This window comes from Collinsella sp. CLA-JM-H32B, assembly GCF_040098065.1.
Lineage (GTDB): Bacteria > Actinomycetota > Coriobacteriia > Coriobacteriales > Coriobacteriaceae > Collinsella.
Window position 1 is genome coordinate 19,064 of the sequence record NZ_JBBNNA010000004.1, and the last position, 18,110, is coordinate 37,173.

Consider the following 18,110-nt stretch of genomic DNA (forward strand, 5'->3'; position numbering starts at 1 on the left):
TATGGTAAAGATTCGAGAGAAGCAAACCGAGCAGCTCGAGAAAGCTGCCTCCAAGGGGCTCAAGCTCGGTGGCTGGAAGAAGATGACGCTGTCTTCTAAGATTGCCGCCGTCGTGCTGGTGCTGGTCGCCCTGACCGCGATTCTGGCGCCCCTTCTTGCCCCCTATAGCCCGGTCGAGATCTTTACGGCTCGCCAGGCTCCCGGCAATGGATTTATCTTCGGTACCGACGATAAGGGCCGCGACATCCTGTCGCGTATGCTTTACGGTGGCCGTTACTCGCTGATCATCGGCTTCGGTGCTACCGCCATGGCTCTGGTTTGCGGTTCGGTCGTGGGCGCCCTCGCGGCGGTTTCGCGCAAGTCCGTTTCCGAGGCGATCATGCGCATCCTGGACATCATCATGTCCATCCCGGGCATCGCCCTCGCGGCCGTCTTCGTCTCCATCCTGGGCAATTCCGTGCCGTCAATCATCTTCGCCATCGGCTTTATGTACACTCCGCAGATTGCCCGTATCGTGCGCGCCAACATTGTGTCCGAGTACGGCGAGGACTATGTCCGCGCGGTCATCGTTTCCGGCGCCAAGGCTCCGTGGATTTTGATCAAGCATGTTCTGCGTAACTGCATCGCCCCGATTATGGTCTTCACCGTTACCCTGGTCGCCGACGCCATCATCTTCGAGGCCTCGCTGACCTTCATCGGCGCTGGTATCCAGGAGCCCACCGCTACCTGGGGCAACATCCTCGCTGACGCTCGCGGTGGCGTGCTTGCCGGCCGTTGGTGGCAGGCACTGTTCCCGGGCCTGGCCATCATGATCACCTGCCTGGCGCTCAACATCCTCTCCGAGGGCATTACCGACGCCATGGCCGCTGCTCCCTCCGCCGCCCTGGATCCGACCGATTCCTCCAAGCGCCGCGAGGCCGACCTGCTGGTCTCCGACCCCGTTCGCGCCTACAAGGAGCAGGCTCAGTCCCTGTCCGCCCGTCTTGGCGCCCTGCGCGATGTCGAGCTCAAGCGTAACGACCGCCATGTGCCCGATGAGTCCGTTGAGCCGATCCTTTCGGTCCGCGATTTCTGCATCCAGTTTGAGCACCACGGTGACATCAACGTCGTCGACCATGTCAACTTTGATGTACGTCCTGGCCAGACCATGGGCCTGGTCGGTGAGTCCGGCTGCGGTAAGTCCATCACCACGCTGGCCATCATGGGTCTGACCGATGATGACGAGCACCTTTCCGGTGAGGTTCTCTGGGAGGGTCGCGACCTGCTCAAGATGAGCAAAAAAGAGTGGTTCGGCCTGCGCGGTACCGATATCGCCATGGTCTATCAGGACGCCCTGTCCTCGCTCAATCCCTCCATGCTCATTTCCGCCCAGATGAAGCAGCTCACCAAGCGTGGCGGCACCCGTAGCGCCGAGGAGCTCCTGGAGCTCGTGGGCCTCGACCCCAAGCGTACGCTCGAGAGCTATCCGCATGAGCTTTCCGGTGGTCAGCGTCAGCGCGTTCTGATCGCTATGGCCCTTACCCGCGACCCCAAGCTGGTCATCTGCGACGAGCCCACGACCGCTCTGGACGTTACCGTCCAGAAGCAGGTCATCAAGCTGCTTAACGACCTTCAGGCCAAGCTCGGCTTTGCCATGATCTTCGTTTCGCACGACCTGGCACTGGTCGCCGAGGTCGCTCATAACATCACGGTTATGTACGCCGGCCAGGTTATCGAGCAGGCGCCCACCAAGGAGCTGCTCACCAACCCGATCCACGAGTACACTCGCGGTCTTCTGGGTTCCGTCCTGTCCATCGAGAGCGGTTCGGGCCGCCTGCACCAGGTGCCCGGCGCCGTTCCGAGCCCGCGCGATTTCCCCAAGGGCGATCGCTTCGCGCCCCGCTCGAGTCATCCGCGCATTGGCCTGGACACCCGTCCGGTCTTCAAGCGCGTGCCCGGCACCGAGCACTTCTATTCCGAGCTCCCCGATGAGGTGCTCAAGGCAAATGGTTTGACCCCTCACGCGGAGGTGATGTAGATGAGCGAGACCGCAGTCAACGGCGTCGAGCCGATCATCTTCCTTGATGACGTCCACGTCACCTTTAGGACCCGTACCGGCTCGATTCTGCACCCCAACCTGGTTCACGCCGTCCAGGGTGTAACGATTAAGCTCATGCCCGGACAGACCATCGGCATCGTCGGCGAGTCCGGTTGCGGAAAGTCCACCACCGCCAACGTCATGTGCGGCCTGCAGGCCCCCACGAGCGGCAAGGTCTACTTTAAGGGCAAGGACGTTACCAAACGTACCGCCGAGGACCGTCGCCACATGGGTCGCGTCATCTCGGTCGTGTTCCAGAACCCGGCCACGGCGCTCAACCCCCGCATGGTCGTTCGCGAGCAACTGCTCGACCCTATGCGCGTCCACAACCTGGGTACCGAGGCCGAGCAGGAGAAGCGCGTCAAGGAGCTCTTGGAGCTCACCGGTCTGCCCAGCTCCGCCGCCGAGGTTCTTCCCGGCCAGCTTTCGGGCGGCCAGCGCCAGCGCGTCGCAATTGCTCGTGCCCTGTCGCTGAACCCCGATGCCATCATCGCCGACGAGCCCACCTCGGCTCTGGACGTTTCGGTCCGCGCGCAGATTCTGAACCTGCTGACCGACCTTAAGAAGGAGCTCGGCCTGGCCATGGTGTTCATCAGCCATGACATCCAGACGGTCCGCTATATCTCTGACGACATCATCGTTATGAATGGCGGCAAGATCGTCGAGCATGGCGAGGCCAAGCAGGTCTTCCAGCACCCTCAGGACCCCTACACCAAGATGCTGCTCGGCGCTGCGCCGTCGCTGCTGCATCCCAAGCTCGGCGAGTAGCCTCGCTTTCCCTCCCGTGCGCCCGGTTCCCTTGCCGGGCGCACCTCCGTTGCGATTTCGAAAGGCTGGGTTCACGAGCCATGCCAAGTGCTCAGGAGCTACAACAGCAATTTGGTGAATATCGAGGCGCTATGCCCCGTCCATCGGATTTCGATCTCTTTTGGAAGGACCGCATGGCCGAGGCCGACGCCGTCGAGCTCGACTACGCGATTGAGGCGGCTTCGGTTGCGGATTCCGCGACCTGTCAGTTTTTCGACCTCTGGTATACCGGCATGTGTGGTGCACGCCTGCATGCCAAGTACCTCAAGCCGGTCTCGGAGGAGCCCGTGCCGCTGGTGCTTCAGTTTCATGGATATCCGGGTGCGAGCCGCAGCTGGTTTGAGCAGGCGTCGTTTGCGGGCATGGGCATGGCGCTCATTGCTCTCGATTGTCCTGGCCAAGGAGGCCCCTCCGAGGACATTGGTGGATTTGAGGGCACGACGGTCGCGGGCCATATCGTCGCCGGTATCGACGGCGACCCGGCCAACCTCTACTATGTCCGCTTGCACCAGGATATCCGCATTCTGTGCCGTATCGTTCGCGAGCTCGAGGGCATCGATCTTACCCGCGTGTACGTGAACGGCGCATCGCAGGGCGGCGGTTTGGGTATTGCGACCTGCGCACTCAATAGCGATTTGGTTGACCGCGCGGCCATCCTCTATCCCTTCTTATCGGACTTCCGCCTGGTTTGGGATCTGGATGCCGACGATATCGCCTACGAGGGTCTGCGCTATTGGTCGCGCTGGTTTGACGAGGACTCGACTCGTATTGACGAAGCCTATGCCAAACTGGCGTACTTCGATTCCAAGAACTTTGCCCCCATGGTCAAATGCCCCGTGCTGTTTGGTACGGGCACAGCCGATATCGTCTGTCCGCCGGCAACGCAGTTTGCGGTGTACAACAACCTGCCCTGCGAGAAGCGCCACGAGTTCTTTGAGGGCTTTGGTCACGAGGAGATTCAGGACTTTGATGATCTGATCATTCCGTTTTTCTGTGAGGGAGGGGAGGCTCATGTCTAAGTGCGAGAGCAATGTTGACGAGCTGATAGTCCCCGGGCTCGTGGGAATTCCTGGAACGGTTTCGTCAAGGCTCGCAGAATATCGGGACTGGCACGGTGATGTCCAAGCAGATGTTTCTGATTTAGAGACATGCGCTTCGAATCTTGAGATTCAAGGCCTGGCCATTACAGCGATTGACTTTGTTAACCCCTGCGCCCGTTACTCGGAGGTTTCCTTTGAACTCGGTGACGATGCGGTCCACGCTCGTTTGATTGAGCCTGTTGGTCGTGCCCGAGTATCTGAGCGCGTGCCACTGTGCCTGATGTTCCACGACATCGATCGGCCTGTGCGCGGTTGGCATCACATGACGAGATTTGCCGCCATGGGGTATGCCGTCCTCGCGCTGGATGATGATGTTGCTGGTGCGGACGACCTGCAGCAGGGGATTACCTCGCCTGCTTTTGTCGAGCGCGTCCGTTGGGGCTGCGCGTTGGCGAAGGTCGCGCGCAATCTTGATGGCGTGGACCCCGACCGCATTTTTGCATGGGGCGAGGGTCTAGGCGGTGGAGTCGCGCTGGCGGTTTCTGCTCTGGACGAGCAGGGCCTTGCCTGCACGGCGGTTGCCAATCCAGTTCCCGGTGGCCTCGAGGTGCTGTCGTCTCGTGTGCGCGGCTCGGTGCTCATGGGCACTTCGCTCATGGATACCGTGAGCGACCCCAAGGGTCAGTTTGCCGTATTCAACGGTTTTGAGTGTGACCGGAGGCATATCATCTATGCCAAATACGCTCACGAGCGCATCAATGCGTTCGAAAACGAAGTCGTCGACTTCTTTAGCCAAACGTTCTACCCGTGTTCTTTGGCCTAGACGGCCTGGACACTGCCAACAAGAGTGGGCGGCATAGGGCTGCCCGCCAGACAACTAAGGAGATTCTTGTGGCAACTCAGAAATTCACCGGCGTTATCCCTCCCGTCGTTGTTCCCGATACCGAAGACCACCAGCTCGATGTTGCCTCCTTTGAGCGCAGCATCAACCGCATGATCGATGCCGGCGTCGATGGCCTGTTCTTCCTGGGCTCCTCGGGCGAGGTCGTCTTCTCCACCGACGAGCGTCGTCGTCAGATCATCGCCGAGGCCGTGCGCATCGTCGATCACCGCGTGCCTGTTCTGGTCGGCATCATCGACACCGAGACCGAGCGCATGATCGAGCACGGCAAGGTCGCTCAGGAGCTGGGTGCCGACGCGCTTGTCGCCACCTGCCCGTTCTATGCCCTGCAGGGCATGACCGAGGTCGAGGAGCACTTCCGCATCCTGCACGAGGAACTCGACCTGCCCATCTTCGCCTACGACATCCCCGTGTGCGTCCACACCAAGCTCCCCTGGAAGCTCCTTGCCAAGCTCGGCGCCGAGGGCGTCCTGGCCGGCGTCAAGGATTCCTCGGGCGATGACATCTCGTTCCGCTACCTCGTTCAGGAGAACGAGAAGAACGGCCACCCGATGAGCATCCTCACCGGTCACGAGGTTGTTGTCGACGGCGCCTACCTCGGTGGCGCCGACGGTTCCGTCCCGGGTCTCGCTAACGTTGAGCCCGAGGGCTACGTGCGTCAGTGGAAGGCCGCTCAGGCCGGCGACTGGGCTACCGTCAAGGCCGAGCAGGATCGCCTCAACGAGATCTCCCACATCTGGGATGTCACCTCGGGCGTCCAGGGCTATGCCGGTGGCGTCGGCGCCTTCAAGACCGCTATGAACCTCATGGGCATCTTCGACAGCCCGACCATGCCGCGCCCGGTGAAGGCCATGACCGGCGAGAACGTCGAGGCGATTAAGAAGGTCCTCCAGGACAACGGTCTCCTGTAAAGCTTCCCCAGGCACCCGATCTTGGGGCTCAAGTGGTCGGGCGTGACCCATTAGGTCAACGCCTGACCACTTTCACCCCAACCTCGGGCACCTGGAAAACCTTTACCGCGCTGTGGCGGCTAGTCTGACGGCGCATTTCCTGTAGTTGTTTTTATCTCCTAAGGAGAGCGACATGGAGAACAAGTACGTCTGCTCTGTCGACATCGGCGGAACTAAGATCGCGACCGCCATTATGGAGTACCCGGCTGACGGCAGCGTGCCCCATCCCGTATTTGAGGCCGAGGTTCCTACCGAGGCCCAGGAGGGCGGCGAGGCCGTCTTCCAGCGTATCGAGGCGTCCATCAAGGCCGCTCTTGAGGCGAATCCCGATGTCGAGGTCCTCGGTGTCGGTATCGGTGCCGCAGGCGTCGTCGATCCCAAGACGGGCGCCATCGCGTATGCCAACGAGATCATGCCCGGCTGGTCCGGCGTTCAGTTGGGGCCGCGCCTGCGCGAGGACCTTGGTCTTCCCGTTGCCGTGGTGGGAGACGTGCAGGCTCATGCTCTGGGCGAGGCCCACTGGGGCGTCGGTAAGGGCAAGTTCTCCGTCTTGTGCCTTGGCATCGGTACGGGCATCGGCGGCGCATATGTCGAGAACGGCCGCGTGATGCAGGGCTTCCATGGTGCTGCCGGCCATATGGGCCACATCGAGTGCTCGGCTGCTGCCGGCATTCCCTGCGCCTGCGGACGTTCTGGTCATCTTGAGTCGGTTGCTTCGGGCACTTCCATTGGTCGTATGTACGATGAGCGCTTTGGTCGCGTCGACCCCAGCCGTCCTTCGGTCGGTCGCGATGTGAACGACCTGTGCCGTGCGGGCGACGCAAAGGCGGCCGAGGTCATCCATGACGCCGGCTTTGCGCTGGGCGCCAGCTTGGGCTCGCTTGCCAACATCTTGGATCCCGAGGTCATCGTGCTTTCGGGAGGTGTGATTCACCAGGGTCCCGATTGGCGCTCGCAGACGTGGAAGGACTCGGTGCACGAGGGCTATGCCAGCCAGGCGCTCGACCCGCTTCAGGACACGCCGATCCTCATCGGTTCTCTGGAGGGCGACGCGCCGCTTATCGGTGCCGCCGAACACCTTCTTGCGTCGTTGAAGTAAACATAACTACCAAGTGCGCCTTCTGAGGTGCCGCAGATTGACGTGAAAGAGGAGCGAAGCGTACTTTGGTATGCGAGCGACGGTTTGAACGTCAAGGTGCGGTGTCTCAGAAGGCTGTTTTGAGAAAGGTTGAGTCGAACATGACCGTTGATCCTTTGATCCAGTCCCTAAAGGGCAAGCTCGTCGTGAGCGTTCAGGCCTATATGGGCGAGCCGCTTCGTACGCCCGAGACCATGGCTCAGATGTCTCGCGCCTGCGAGCTTGGTGGCGCCGCCGCTATTCGCTGCCAGGGTCTTGCCGACATCGCCGCCATTAAGGGCCGCTGCGAGGTTCCCGTCATCGGCCTGTGGAAAGATGGACACGAGGGCGTCTACATCACGCCGACGCTGCGTCATGCTCGCGCCTGCGTTGCCGCCGGTGCCGACATCGTGGCAATTGATGCCACTGATCGCCCACGTCCCGATGGCAAGACCGTCGAGGACACCTTCCGTCCGCTGCACGAGGAGGGCGTGCTCCTGATGGCCGACTGTGCCACCATCGAGGATATTCGTCGTGCTGTCGACATGGGCTTTGACCTGGTGTCCACCACGCTTTCTCATGGTGTTGCCGCTATCGATTGCACCATGGCCGACGGTCCCGATCTGCCGCTCCTGCGCCAGGCGACCGAGGAATTTCCCGGCCTTCCCATCATCTGCGAGGGCCGCGTGCACACGCCCGAGGAGGCCCGCGCTGCGATTGATGCGGGCGCCTGGGCAGTTGTCGTGGGCACTGCCATTACGCACCCCACGAGTATTACGAGTTGGTTCAAAGCCGCGCTTGAGGCGTAAGACGGACCTCGTATCCGCTCAGGGCGGTATACTCATTAAAGGCAATTGACCGCGCGGGATCCGGGTTGCTGGGTCCCGCGCTTGTTTTTAGGAGGCAGCACATGCAAAAGGGAGATGCCATGGATGCGGCGGAGCGCTCGGAGCGCATCCCCGATATCGTCATCATCACCGGAATGTCCGGATCGGGCCGAACGCAGGCCATGCATGTGTTCGAGGACATGGGCTACTTTTGCATCGACAACTTGCCTCCGCGTCTGATTGCCCAGCTTGCCGAACTCGTCGGCATCAATACGGGCGTGGGCAGGCATCTTGCCGTCACCTGCGACCTGCGCAGCCAGGGCTTGTTCGATGAGCTGCTCGATGCCGTTGCCGCGCTCGAGGAGCGCGAGATGAGCTGTGACATCGTGTTTCTCGAGGCCTCTGACGAGGTGCTGATCCGTCGTTATAGCGAAAACCGCCGCCGCCATCCCATTGCCAAGCCGGGGGAGACTACGGCCGATGCGATTCAGCGCGAGCGTCTGCAGCTGCAGGGTGTGCGCGATCGAGCCGATATGATCATCGATACGAGCCGCTTGCGCACCTCTGCTCTGCGCAACAAATTGCGCATGGCGTTCTCCGAGTTGTCCGACCAGCAGCTCATGGACGTTCACGTGTTCTCGTTTGGCTTTAAGCACGGTATGCCCGTCGAGGCGGACATTATGATCGACGTTCGCTTCCTGCCCAATCCGTTCTACGATCCCGAGATGCGCACGATGACCGGTCTCGATAAGAAAGTCTCTGACTTTGTTCTGGACCATCCCAAGACCCAGGAGTTCTGGAAGGCCTGGACGCAGCTGCTCGATACGGTCATGCCCGGCTATATCGCGGAGGGCAAGCCACAGCTTTCTATTGCCATCGGTTGCACGGGCGGTCAACACCGCAGCGTTGCCATCGCCGAGGCCACGGCACGTTATTTGGAAGGCGCCCAGTATCACGTGAGCATTTCCCATCGCGACCTGTCGCGCGCCAACACGAAAGCATAGGCCTGCATGTCGTTTACCGCCGAGGTGCGTGACGAGCTCGCGCGCTGCGAACCCGAATGTGAATACTGCGATTTGTCGACGCTTGCCGCCCTGACGCGTGTGAGCGGTACACTTTCGCTGGCCGGCTCCGGGCGGTATCGTTTGACGGTCGCGACCGAGACGGGTGCCGTCGCGCGCACGATGATCACGCTGACGCATCGCATCCTTAAGCTCAAAACGGAATTTACCGTTCGTAAATCGGTCTTGCATAAGGTCCGTAACTATCTCATTACCCTGCCCGATCAGCCCGACCTGGACAAGGCTCTGGTGCTGCTGGGCATTCTCGACCGCAGGGGAGGGCTCGTAGCTGGTGTTCCCCGGCACATCGTTGCCCGTCCCTGCTGCAGGCTTGCCTACATTCGCGGCGCGCTCATCGCCGGCGGTTTCGTGGCCGATCCCCGCGGCGACTTTCATTTGGAGATCGCGGTGCAGGGCGAGCAGTATGCCCGGGGCCTTTGCGATCTATTGGAGCAGATTGGGGTCCATGCGCGCGTTAACGCGCGGCGCGGGTCCTTTGCCGTCTACATTAAGAGCGCCGAGGAGATCGAGCAGCTCCTAAAGCTGGTCGGCGCCAAGCGCAGCGTTGCCGAGATTGAGGAGGCGCGCGCGGTCAAGTTGGTTAAGAACGATGTGAACCGTCGCGTGAACGCCGAACTGGCCAATCAGACCAGAAGTGCGGGTGCCGCTCAGCATCAGCTTGCGTTGATCGATGAGCTCGAGCAGCGGGGTTTGCGCGACACGCTTCCGGACGCCTTGGCAGTCTTTTGCGACCTGCGCGAGCGCTATCCCGATCTGTCGCTGCGCGATCTGGGCGAGATGGCTGACCCTCCCTTGTCGAAGTCTGCCCTGTACCATCGCGTTTTGAGGCTTGAAAAGCTCATTGAAGCAAACAGGTAGTTGAGCGAAACTGCTTATATAGGGATTGAACTGCTGTTTTACTCTTTAAAACGTTTTAACGTAAATTTGATTTTCAATTTCGAGCATTCTCGTGAAATTCAAGTCAAAAAAAAGGTATATTAGGCGAGTGGTTAGTTTGTGGGCCTCAACGGCGGGCGCTGTAGCTCGCGGGGGCCTTACGAAAGGAGACACAATGGCAGTAAAGGTTGCTATTAACGGCTTCGGTCGCATCGGTCGTCTGGCTTTCCGTCAGATGTTCGGTCATGAGGGCTCCGAGATCGTCGCTATCAACGACCTCACCTCTCCCGATATGCTCGCTTACCTGCTGAAGTACGACTCCACGCAGGGCAACTACGCTCGCGATCACGAGGTCGTTGCTGGCGAGGATTCCATCACCGTTGACGGCAAGGAGATCAAGATCTACAAGGAGGCCGACGCCAACAACCTGCCTTGGGGCGACCTCGACGTCGACGTCGTTCTCGAGTGCACCGGCTTCTACACCAGCAAGGCTAAGGCTCAGGCCCACATCAACGCTGGCGCCAAAAAGGTCGTCATCTCCGCTCCGGCCGGCAGCGATCTGCCCACCATCGTGTACAACGTCAACCATGAGACGCTGACCGCTGAGGACAACATCATCTCCGCTGCTTCCTGCACCACCAACTGCCTCGCCCCGATGGCCAAGGGTCTGAACGACTTCGCTCCCATCGTGTCCGGCATCATGACCACCATTCACGCCTGGACCGGCGACCAGATGCCGCTCGACGGCCCGCAGCGCAAGGGCAACAAGCGTCGTAGCCGTGCCTGCGCCGTTAACATCGTCCCCAACACCACCGGTGCTGCCAAGGCTATCGGCCTGGTTCTCCCCGAGCTCAACGGTAAGCTCATCGGTGCCGCCCAGCGCGTCCCGACGCCGACCGGCTCCATCACCAACCTCTACGCTGTCGTTGACAAGAAGGTCACCGTCGACGAGGTCAACGCTGCTATGAAGGCCTACGCCGCCACCATCTCCGAGACCTTCGGTTACAACGAGGACGACATCGTCTCCACCGACATCATCGGCGAGACCCACGGCTCCATCTTCGACGCCACTCAGACCATGTGCTCTGATCTCGGCAACGGCCAGACCCTCGTTCAGGTCACCTCTTGGTACGACAACGAGAACTCCTACACCTCTCAGATGGTCCGCACCATCAAGTACTTCGAGAAGTTCGTTGCTTAATTTAGCTTTTAGCGAATAGCTCGTTGAGCGTCTAAAGAAGGGCGCGGCCTCATAGGGCTTACACCCTAGGGTCGCGCCCTTTTTATAGGAAATCGTCTGCCGTAATGGGAGGCAGACACGTACGAAAGGTAGAAGCAAACATGGCCTTTACCAAGAAGACCGTCCGCGACATCGATGTCGACGGCAAGCGCGTTCTCGTCCGCGTTGACTTCAACGTGCCTATCAAGGATGGCGTCGTTGGCGACACCACCCGTATCAAGGCTGCCCTGCCCACCATCAACTACCTCGTTGAGCACAACGCTCGCGTCATCCTCATGAGCCACCTCGGCCGCCCCGAGGGCACCGGCTTCCAGCCTGAGCTCTCCCTCGAGCCTGTCGCCAAGAAGCTCGCCGAGCTCTCTGGTCTCGACGTCGCCTTTGTCGCCGACACCTACGGCGAGAAGGCTGCCGAGGCTGTCGCTGCCGTCGAGCCGGGCAAGGTCCTCGTTCTCGAGAACGTCCGTTTCGACAAGCGTGAGAAGAAGAACGACCCCGAGATCGCCAAGAAGCTCGCTTCCTATGGTGACGTCTTCGTTCTCGATGCCTTCGGCACCGCTCACCGCGCCCAGGGTTCCGTCGTGGGCCCCGCCGCTTACCTGCCTGCCGTCGCCGGCTTCCTGCTCGAGAAGGAGGTCGACACGCTGACCGGCATCTTCGCCGAGCCCGAGCGCCCCTTCGTCGCCATCGTCGGCGGTTCCAAGGTTTCCTCCAAGATCGGCGTTCTCGATCACCTCATCGACTCTGCTGACACCCTGATCATCGGTGGCGGTATGGCCTACACCTTCTTCCTGGCTCAGGGCCTGTCCGTCGGTCAGTCCCTCAAGGAAGAGGACTGGGTCGAGCGCGCTGGCGAGATGCTCAAGAAGGCCGAGGAGAAGGGCGTCAAGATCCTGCTCCCCATCGACAACCGCGTTGCCGATCATTTTGGCGAGGACGCTGTCCCCGAGGTTGTCGCTTCCGACGCTATCCCCGACGATCGTGAGGGCATGGACATCGGCCCCAAGACCGAGGAGCTCTACGCCGAGGCCGTCAAGGGCGCCAAGACCGTGTTCTGGAATGGCCCCATGGGCGTCTTCGAGTTCGACAACTTTGCTCACGGCACCCAGGCTATCGCCGAGGCTGTCGCCGAGGCCGACTGCACCTCGATCATCGGCGGTGGCGACTCTGTCGCAGCTGTCAACAAGTTCAACCTGGCCGACAAGATGAGCTGGATCTCCACCGGTGGTGGCGCTTCCATGGAGCTCGTCGAGGGTAAGGCCCTGCCCGGAGTGGAGGCGCTTCTCGATGCCTAATCGCACCCTTCTTATCGCTGGTAACTGGAAGATGAACAACGACGTCGCCGAGGCTGCCAAGCTCGCCGACGAGCTGGCTCAGGCTCTGCCCGAGGTTCCGGCTGGCGTCGAGGTGCTCGTCTGCCCTCCGACCATCGACATCACCACGGTTCATGACCGCATTCAGGCTGCCCCCATCGCCCTCGGTGCACAGAACGTGTACTGGGAGGCCAAGGGTGCCTTCACCGGTGAGTCCTCTTGCGACATGCTCAAGTCCGCTGGCTGCACCTACTGCATCATCGGTCACTCCGAGCGTCGCGACTACTTCCACGAGACCGACGAGGACCAGAACAAGAAGGCTAAGGCTCTCGTTGCCGCCGGCCTTGTTCCCGTCTTCTGCTGCGGCGAGTCCCTCGAGGTCCGCGAGGCTGGCACCTATGTCGAGCACGTCGTGAACCAGGTCAAGGCTGGCCTTGCTGGTCTTGAGATCACCTGCCCCAAGCAGGTCGTCGTCGCCTACGAGCCCATCTGGGCCATCGGCACCGGCAAGACCGCTACCGCCGAGGACGCTCAGGAGGTCTGCGGTGCTATCCGTGAGACCCTCAAGGAGATGTTCGGCGAGGAGCTCGCTAACGGCATCCGCGTGCTGTATGGCGGTTCCGCCAAGCCCGGCAACATCGCCGAGCTCGTCGCCAAGCCCGACGTTGACGGCGCCCTCGTGGGCGGCGCTTCGCTCAAGGCTGCCGACTTCGCCTCTATGGTCGTCAAGGCAGGCGAGTAGGACATATGGCACAACGTCATCTTCCTGCACTCCTGATTATCATGGACGGCTGCGGCCTTGCTCCGGCCGATGGCGAGAACGCCGTCGCCGCTGCCAAGACGCCCTTCCTTGATGGCCTGTACGAGAAGTATCCTCACACCACGCTCGGTGCTTCGGGCGAGGACGTGGGCCTTCCCGACGGCCAGATGGGCAACTCCGAGGTGGGTCACCTCAACATCGGTGCCGGTCGCATCGTGTTCCAGGAGCTTTCGCGCATCAACAATGCCATCAAGGACGGCTCCATCGCCAAGAACGAGGTTTTCGTCAAGGCCATGGACGATGTCAAGGCTGACGGCAAGACTCTCCACCTCATGGGCCTTATGAGCCCTGGCGGCGTTCACTCCCACATGAACCACGTCGAGGCTCTGGTCAAGATGGCTGCCGAGCATGGTGTCAAGACCGTTCGCGTCCACGCCTTCATGGATGGCCGCGACGTCGACCCGCAGTCCGGTGCCGGTTACATGAGTGAGTTCTGCGCCTTCCTGGCCAAGATTTCCGAGGAGACCGGTTGCGACGCTCGCGTTGCCACCGTCTCGGGTCGTTATTGGGCGATGGACCGCGACAACCGTTGGGAGCGCATCCAGCGCGCCTACGACGTCATGGTCAACGCGTCCGATGCTGATACCGACCCCGTTGCCGGTATCAAGGCCTACTACGAGAAGGACCCGCGCGGCGACGAGTTCGTCGAGCCCTTCGCTGCCCACAACGAGGGCATCCACGAGGGCGACGCGGCTATTTTCTTCAACTTCCGTCCCGACCGCGCACGTCAGATGACCCGCGTGTTCACGGACAAGGAGTTCGACGGCTTTGAGCGCGAGCAGATCAAGCTCTCGCACTTTGTGACGATGACCGAGTACGATCCGACGTTTGACGTCGAGGTCGCCTTCCCCAAGACGTTCCCCGAGAACGTCCTGGCCGACGTCATCGCCGCCAATGGCCTGAAGCAGCTGCACACCGCCGAGACCGAGAAGTACGCCCACGTGACGTTCTTCCTCAACGGCGGCATCGAGGAGCCCAAGGAGGGCGAGGAGCGCGTGCTCGTCGCTTCCCCCAAGGTCGCTACCTACGATCTGCAGCCCGAGATGAGCGCTCCCGAGGTGACCGAGAAGCTTGTCGCCGCCATCAACGAGGATCGCGCTGATTTCTACATCGTGAACTTCGCGAACTGCGACATGGTTGGTCACACCGGTGTCTTCGACGCCGCCGTTAAGGCCGTCGAGGCTGTTGACGATGCCCTGTCCAAGGTTGTCCCGGCGATTCTCGCCAAGGGCGGCTTTGCGCTGATTACCGCCGACCACGGTAACGCCGATCACATGTTTGACGTTGCTTCCGACGGTTCCAAGCATCCGTTTACGGCTCACACCACCAACCGCGTGCCGTTCATCATTGTTGATGAGAAGGCACAGCTCACCGGTATCGAGGACGGCCGTCTTTCCGATATCGCTCCGACCATGCTCACCATGGCTGGTATTGAGCCTTCCGCCGAGATGACGGGCCGCGTGCTCGCCACCGAGGCCTAATAGAAAACAAATACCGTTTTCTAGTAAGGGGGTTGTCCACAACCGGACAACCCCCTTTTTGGTATTTCTGCCATTTCCACCCCGTCCTTGAGTGGCAGGTAGGGGAGAGCGGGGGATTGTGGTACAGTACTGGAGTTTGAACTGTTCTATTAAGGAGCTTATCTATGGGTCCGTTCCAGATTCTTCTGTTTGTCGTTTGGGCTGTTTCTGCCGTGGCGCTGACGATTCTCGTCCTGATGCATTCCGGTAAGGGTACCGGCGTTTCGGATATGATTGCCAGCTCGCTGTATAACTCCAGCTCTGCCACGGGCGTCATGGAGCAGAACCTTGACCGCCTGACCGTCATCATGGCTGTCGTGTTTGCCGTGTGCGTCGTGCTGTGCATGTTCTTCTTCCCGCAGGGCATCGTGGGCTACTAATCACGAGCTGCATAAATACTTGAAAAGGGTCCCGCAAGTGCGGGACCCTTTTTGTTTACATATTTGTAACAGAGTCAAAATATCCTCATATACTTCGCCCAACTAAAGAAAATCTCGACCGTTAACCGGAATTAGCCCCAAATCGTGCATAAAATGCGCTACTGTATTGCAATACGTTGGTCCGCTTTGTATAACCAGCCAAAACGGCGGACCGCGTTTGAATGGTTCGATTGGGCTGTCTTGACGTTGCCCGACCGAACTTACTTTGTCCTATCTCATAAGGAGGATGGCATGGCTGATTCTATGTTCCACCAGCCCGTTATGGGTCGTCGCGCCTTTGTCGGCGGTACCCTTGCTGCGAGCTCCATGGCTTTTCTTGCCGCATGCGGCAAGAAGGGCGGCGACGCTTCCGGTTCTGAGTCCGGTTCGACGCTGAACTTCTACATCAACAACCCGGTCTGCATCGACCCCTATAACGTCCAGGAGGACCAGGGCACTCAGGTCGAGTACCAGCTCTTTGATGCTCTGACCTCTTATGACGCCGAGAAGGGCGAGATCGTTCCGCTGGCTTGCGAGTCCTTTGAGGCCAACGACGACGCCACCGAGTTCACCTTCAAGATCAAGAAGGCCAAGTTCCACAACGGTGACGACGTTACCTCCAAGTCCTTCAAGCTCGGTTGGGAGCGTCTGGTCAACACCAAGTCGGCCATCGCTACCGAGTACGGCCCTTCCGAGGTCTCCTATCACCTTTCTATGGTCGAGGGCTATGACGACCTGCTTGCCGGTAACGCTACCGAGCTCAGCGGTGTTACTTGCCCCGACGATGAGACCCTCGTCGTCAAGCTGTCTTCCGCTTACGCCGACTTCCCCTTCGTCGCCTCTCACCCGGCTCTGGCCCCGGTTCCCGAGTGCGCCGAGTCCGATGTCAAGAGCTTCTATCTTGCACCGGTCGGTAACGGCCCGTTCATGATGGACGGCAAGTGGGAGGATGGTCAGGAGATCAACCTCAAGAAGTTCGACGATTACTATGGCGACAAGGCCAAGATCGATGGCATCCACTTCCAGGTCATCAAGGACATGGAGACTGCTTACAAGGAGTTCCAGGCCGGTAACCTCGATGTCTGCGACGTTCCCGTTGCTCAGATCGATGCCGCCAAGAAGGATCGCGGCGTGTCCAAGGACGGCTACACCATGGGTGACGGCGAGCGCATGCTGCTCGGCGCCGAGCCTTCCACGTACTATCTGACCTGCAACACCACGGCCGAGCCGTTCAACAACGCCGACCTGCGTAGGGGCATCTCCCTGGCCATCAACCGTGAGGCCATCTGCAAGACCATCTTCAAGGGTACCCGTACCCCTGCCGACGGCATTGTTCCTCCGGGCATCGATGGCTACAAGGAGGGCGCATGGGAGTTCTGCGCCTACGATGTCGACAAGGCTAACGAGTACCTCGACAAGGTTGCTCCCGCTGGCGCTAACGGGGATCGTGGCATTAGCGTGACCCTTTCCTACAACCAGGACGGCGGTCACAAGGAGATCATGGAGTCCATCATCGGCGACCTCGCCAAGGTTGGCGTTACCGCTGTCTCCGATACCCCCGAGTGGTCTGCCCTGCTCGAGCAGTATCAGAACTTTAACTATCAGTTCGGTCGTCTGGGTTGGATTGCCGACTACCCGATCATGGACAACTTCCTGTATCCGCTGTTCCACTCCGACTCCCTCGGTGGCGACAACCGCTCTGGTTACAGCAACCCCGAGTTCGACGCCAAGGTCGACGAGGCTCGTACTATTGTTGACGACGAGGAGCGCGTCGCTAAGATGCAGGAGGCCGATGCAATGGTCGCTGCCGACTGCCCGGTCATCCCGGTGATGTTCTACACGCACACCATCGTCGGCTCCGATCGCATCAAGCACCTCTATGTCGATCCGCAGAAGCATGCCGAGCTGGGTACCGCTGAGCTCGCCTAAGAGTTTGCAGCTTCCGTGAGGGTCAAGTATTTACGTAGACCTCATGGGAAACATACAGTTCTCCCTAACCTGGGGTAAACTGGCTGATGGTAATTTTGGGATGCCGGTCTGGCGATCGGCATCCCATTTAGGTTAATCCCTAGATAGGGGAGTGGTATGGGTAAGTACATCGTTAAACGTGTGCTTCAGTTCATCCCGGTGTTTTTGGGCGTTACGCTGATTCTGTTCGCCCTCCAGAATATCGTGCCGGGAGATCCGATCAAGCTGATCGGTGGAGACAAGGCTCTGTCCCCCGAGGTGGAGCTTCAGCTTCGCGTCCGCTATCACCTGGTCCAGTCGGACGAGGACGGCAACGCGATCCTTGACGAGAACGGCGATCCCGTTCAAACGTCGCTCGTGGACCGTTACTTGTATTACATGAACGGCCTGCTTCATGGCGATCTGGGCAATTCGTATCAGCGCAAGCTACCGGTTACGGATATCTTTGCCCAGAAGTATCCGTATACGATCAAACTTGCCGCGTGCGCCATCGTGCTCGAGGCAATCATGGGTATCGGTGCGGGTATCATTTCGGCGGTAAAGCGTTATTCCTTCTGGGATATTTTGGTAACGCTCACCACGTCGATCCTCGTTGCGGTCCCGGCCTTCTGGCTCGGTATGTTGCTGCAGCTGTTCTTTGGCGTCATCCTCAAGGACGCCACGGGCGGTGCAATCTCCATGCCGATCTCGGGTGCCGGCGGTTCCAGCTCTCAGTATCAGGATTGGATGCACTATGTGCTTCCGACCATTACGCTGGCTTCGGTTTCGACCGCTTACGCCGCCCGCATTATGCGCTCGCAGCTGCTTGACGTCATGAACCAGGATTACATCCGTACGGCAAAGGCCAAGGGTCTCTCCAATCGCGCGATCATCGTCAAGCATGCGCTTAAGAATGCACTCATCCCCGTCGTTACCTATATTGGTGTCGACTTTGGCGGCATGCTTTCGGGCGCCATCCTGACCGAGACGGTCTTTAACTGGCCCGGTATCGGCTATGAGGTCTATCGCGCCATTAGCATGCGTGACTGGCCCATCGTTATGGGCGGCGTTACGCTCATCGTTGTCGTCGTCATGGTGATCAACCTGCTCGTCGACATTAGCTATGCATTCCTCGACCCGCGCATCCGCCTTGGCGGTCCGTCGGATAAGGCCTAAG

16 protein-coding genes are annotated in these 18,110 nt (G+C 60.0%); all 16 read left to right on the top strand.

What is annotated here, in order from left to right; all coding sequences use genetic code 11:
* Position 1: 1 nt before the first annotated feature.
* The 16 genes from AAA138_RS03840 to AAA138_RS03915 all read left to right on the top strand — a co-directional run bounded on the left by AAA138_RS03840 (position 2) and on the right by AAA138_RS03915 (position 18,109).
* Positions 2–2,017: a dipeptide/oligopeptide/nickel ABC transporter permease/ATP-binding protein gene (locus AAA138_RS03840; protein WP_022094872.1), complete on the top strand. Its 2,016-nt coding sequence runs from the start codon at positions 2–4 to the stop codon at positions 2,015–2,017.
* Entirely contained in the window at positions 2,018–2,845 is an 828-nt protein-coding gene (locus AAA138_RS03845; protein WP_035138891.1) for an ABC transporter ATP-binding protein, read from the top strand. It abuts the gene before it with no gap.
* Between the two features lie 80 nt (positions 2,846–2,925).
* Entirely contained in the window at positions 2,926–3,903 is a 978-nt protein-coding gene (locus tag AAA138_RS03850) for an alpha/beta fold hydrolase (protein WP_349089650.1), read from the top strand.
* Complete coding sequence (locus AAA138_RS03855) at positions 3,896–4,747, top strand: acetylxylan esterase (RefSeq protein ID WP_349089651.1); 852 nt, start codon at positions 3,896–3,898, stop codon at positions 4,745–4,747. Before AAA138_RS03850 ends, AAA138_RS03855 begins: the two co-directional genes overlap by 8 nt.
* Before the next feature lie 68 nt (positions 4,748–4,815).
* Entirely contained in the window at positions 4,816–5,736 is a 921-nt protein-coding gene (locus AAA138_RS03860; RefSeq protein WP_035138887.1) for a dihydrodipicolinate synthase family protein, read from the top strand.
* Positions 5,737–5,908: 172 nt separating this feature from the next.
* Positions 5,909–6,874: an ROK family protein gene (locus AAA138_RS03865; protein WP_349089652.1), complete on the top strand. Its 966-nt coding sequence runs from the start codon at positions 5,909–5,911 to the stop codon at positions 6,872–6,874.
* 140 nt (positions 6,875–7,014) lie between these two features.
* Positions 7,015–7,701, top strand: a complete 687-nt coding sequence (locus tag AAA138_RS03870) for an N-acetylmannosamine-6-phosphate 2-epimerase (protein ID WP_022094877.1) — start codon at positions 7,015–7,017, stop codon at positions 7,699–7,701.
* A 101-nt stretch (positions 7,702–7,802) separates the two neighbouring features.
* Positions 7,803–8,723: an RNase adapter RapZ gene (gene rapZ, locus AAA138_RS03875; protein WP_022094878.1), complete on the top strand. Its 921-nt coding sequence runs from the start codon at positions 7,803–7,805 to the stop codon at positions 8,721–8,723.
* A gap of 6 nt (positions 8,724–8,729) precedes the next feature.
* Positions 8,730–9,659 (top strand): DNA-binding protein WhiA, encoded by a 930-nt coding sequence (gene whiA, locus AAA138_RS03880; protein ID WP_035138886.1) that lies wholly within the window; start codon positions 8,730–8,732, stop codon positions 9,657–9,659.
* Positions 9,660–9,852: 193 nt separating this feature from the next.
* Positions 9,853–10,878: a type I glyceraldehyde-3-phosphate dehydrogenase gene (gene gap, locus AAA138_RS03885; protein WP_022094880.1), complete on the top strand. Its 1,026-nt coding sequence runs from the start codon at positions 9,853–9,855 to the stop codon at positions 10,876–10,878.
* Between the two features lie 140 nt (positions 10,879–11,018).
* A complete protein-coding gene (locus AAA138_RS03890) occupies positions 11,019–12,209 on the top strand; it encodes a phosphoglycerate kinase (RefSeq protein WP_006236149.1) in 1,191 nt (396 codons plus the stop codon).
* On the top strand, positions 12,202–12,969 hold the full coding sequence (gene tpiA, locus AAA138_RS03895; protein ID WP_022094882.1) for a triose-phosphate isomerase: 768 nt from the start codon (positions 12,202–12,204) through the stop codon (positions 12,967–12,969). The genes AAA138_RS03890 and tpiA overlap by 8 nt, the downstream gene beginning before the upstream one ends.
* Before the next feature lie 5 nt (positions 12,970–12,974).
* Positions 12,975–14,528 carry a 2,3-bisphosphoglycerate-independent phosphoglycerate mutase gene (gene gpmI / locus AAA138_RS03900; RefSeq protein ID WP_217108459.1) on the top strand — a complete coding sequence of 518 codons (1,554 nt, stop codon included), beginning with the start codon at positions 12,975–12,977 and terminating at the stop codon, positions 14,526–14,528.
* Between the two features lie 164 nt (positions 14,529–14,692).
* A complete protein-coding gene (gene secG / locus AAA138_RS03905; RefSeq protein ID WP_006236144.1) occupies positions 14,693–14,947 on the top strand; it encodes a preprotein translocase subunit SecG in 255 nt (84 codons plus the stop codon).
* 291 nt (positions 14,948–15,238) lie between these two features.
* A complete protein-coding gene (locus AAA138_RS03910) occupies positions 15,239–16,915 on the top strand; it encodes an ABC transporter substrate-binding protein (protein ID WP_238022910.1) in 1,677 nt (558 codons plus the stop codon).
* Between the two features lie 156 nt (positions 16,916–17,071).
* Entirely contained in the window at positions 17,072–18,109 is a 1,038-nt protein-coding gene (locus AAA138_RS03915; protein WP_138339839.1) for an ABC transporter permease, read from the top strand.
* Position 18,110: the final 1 nt, after the last annotated feature.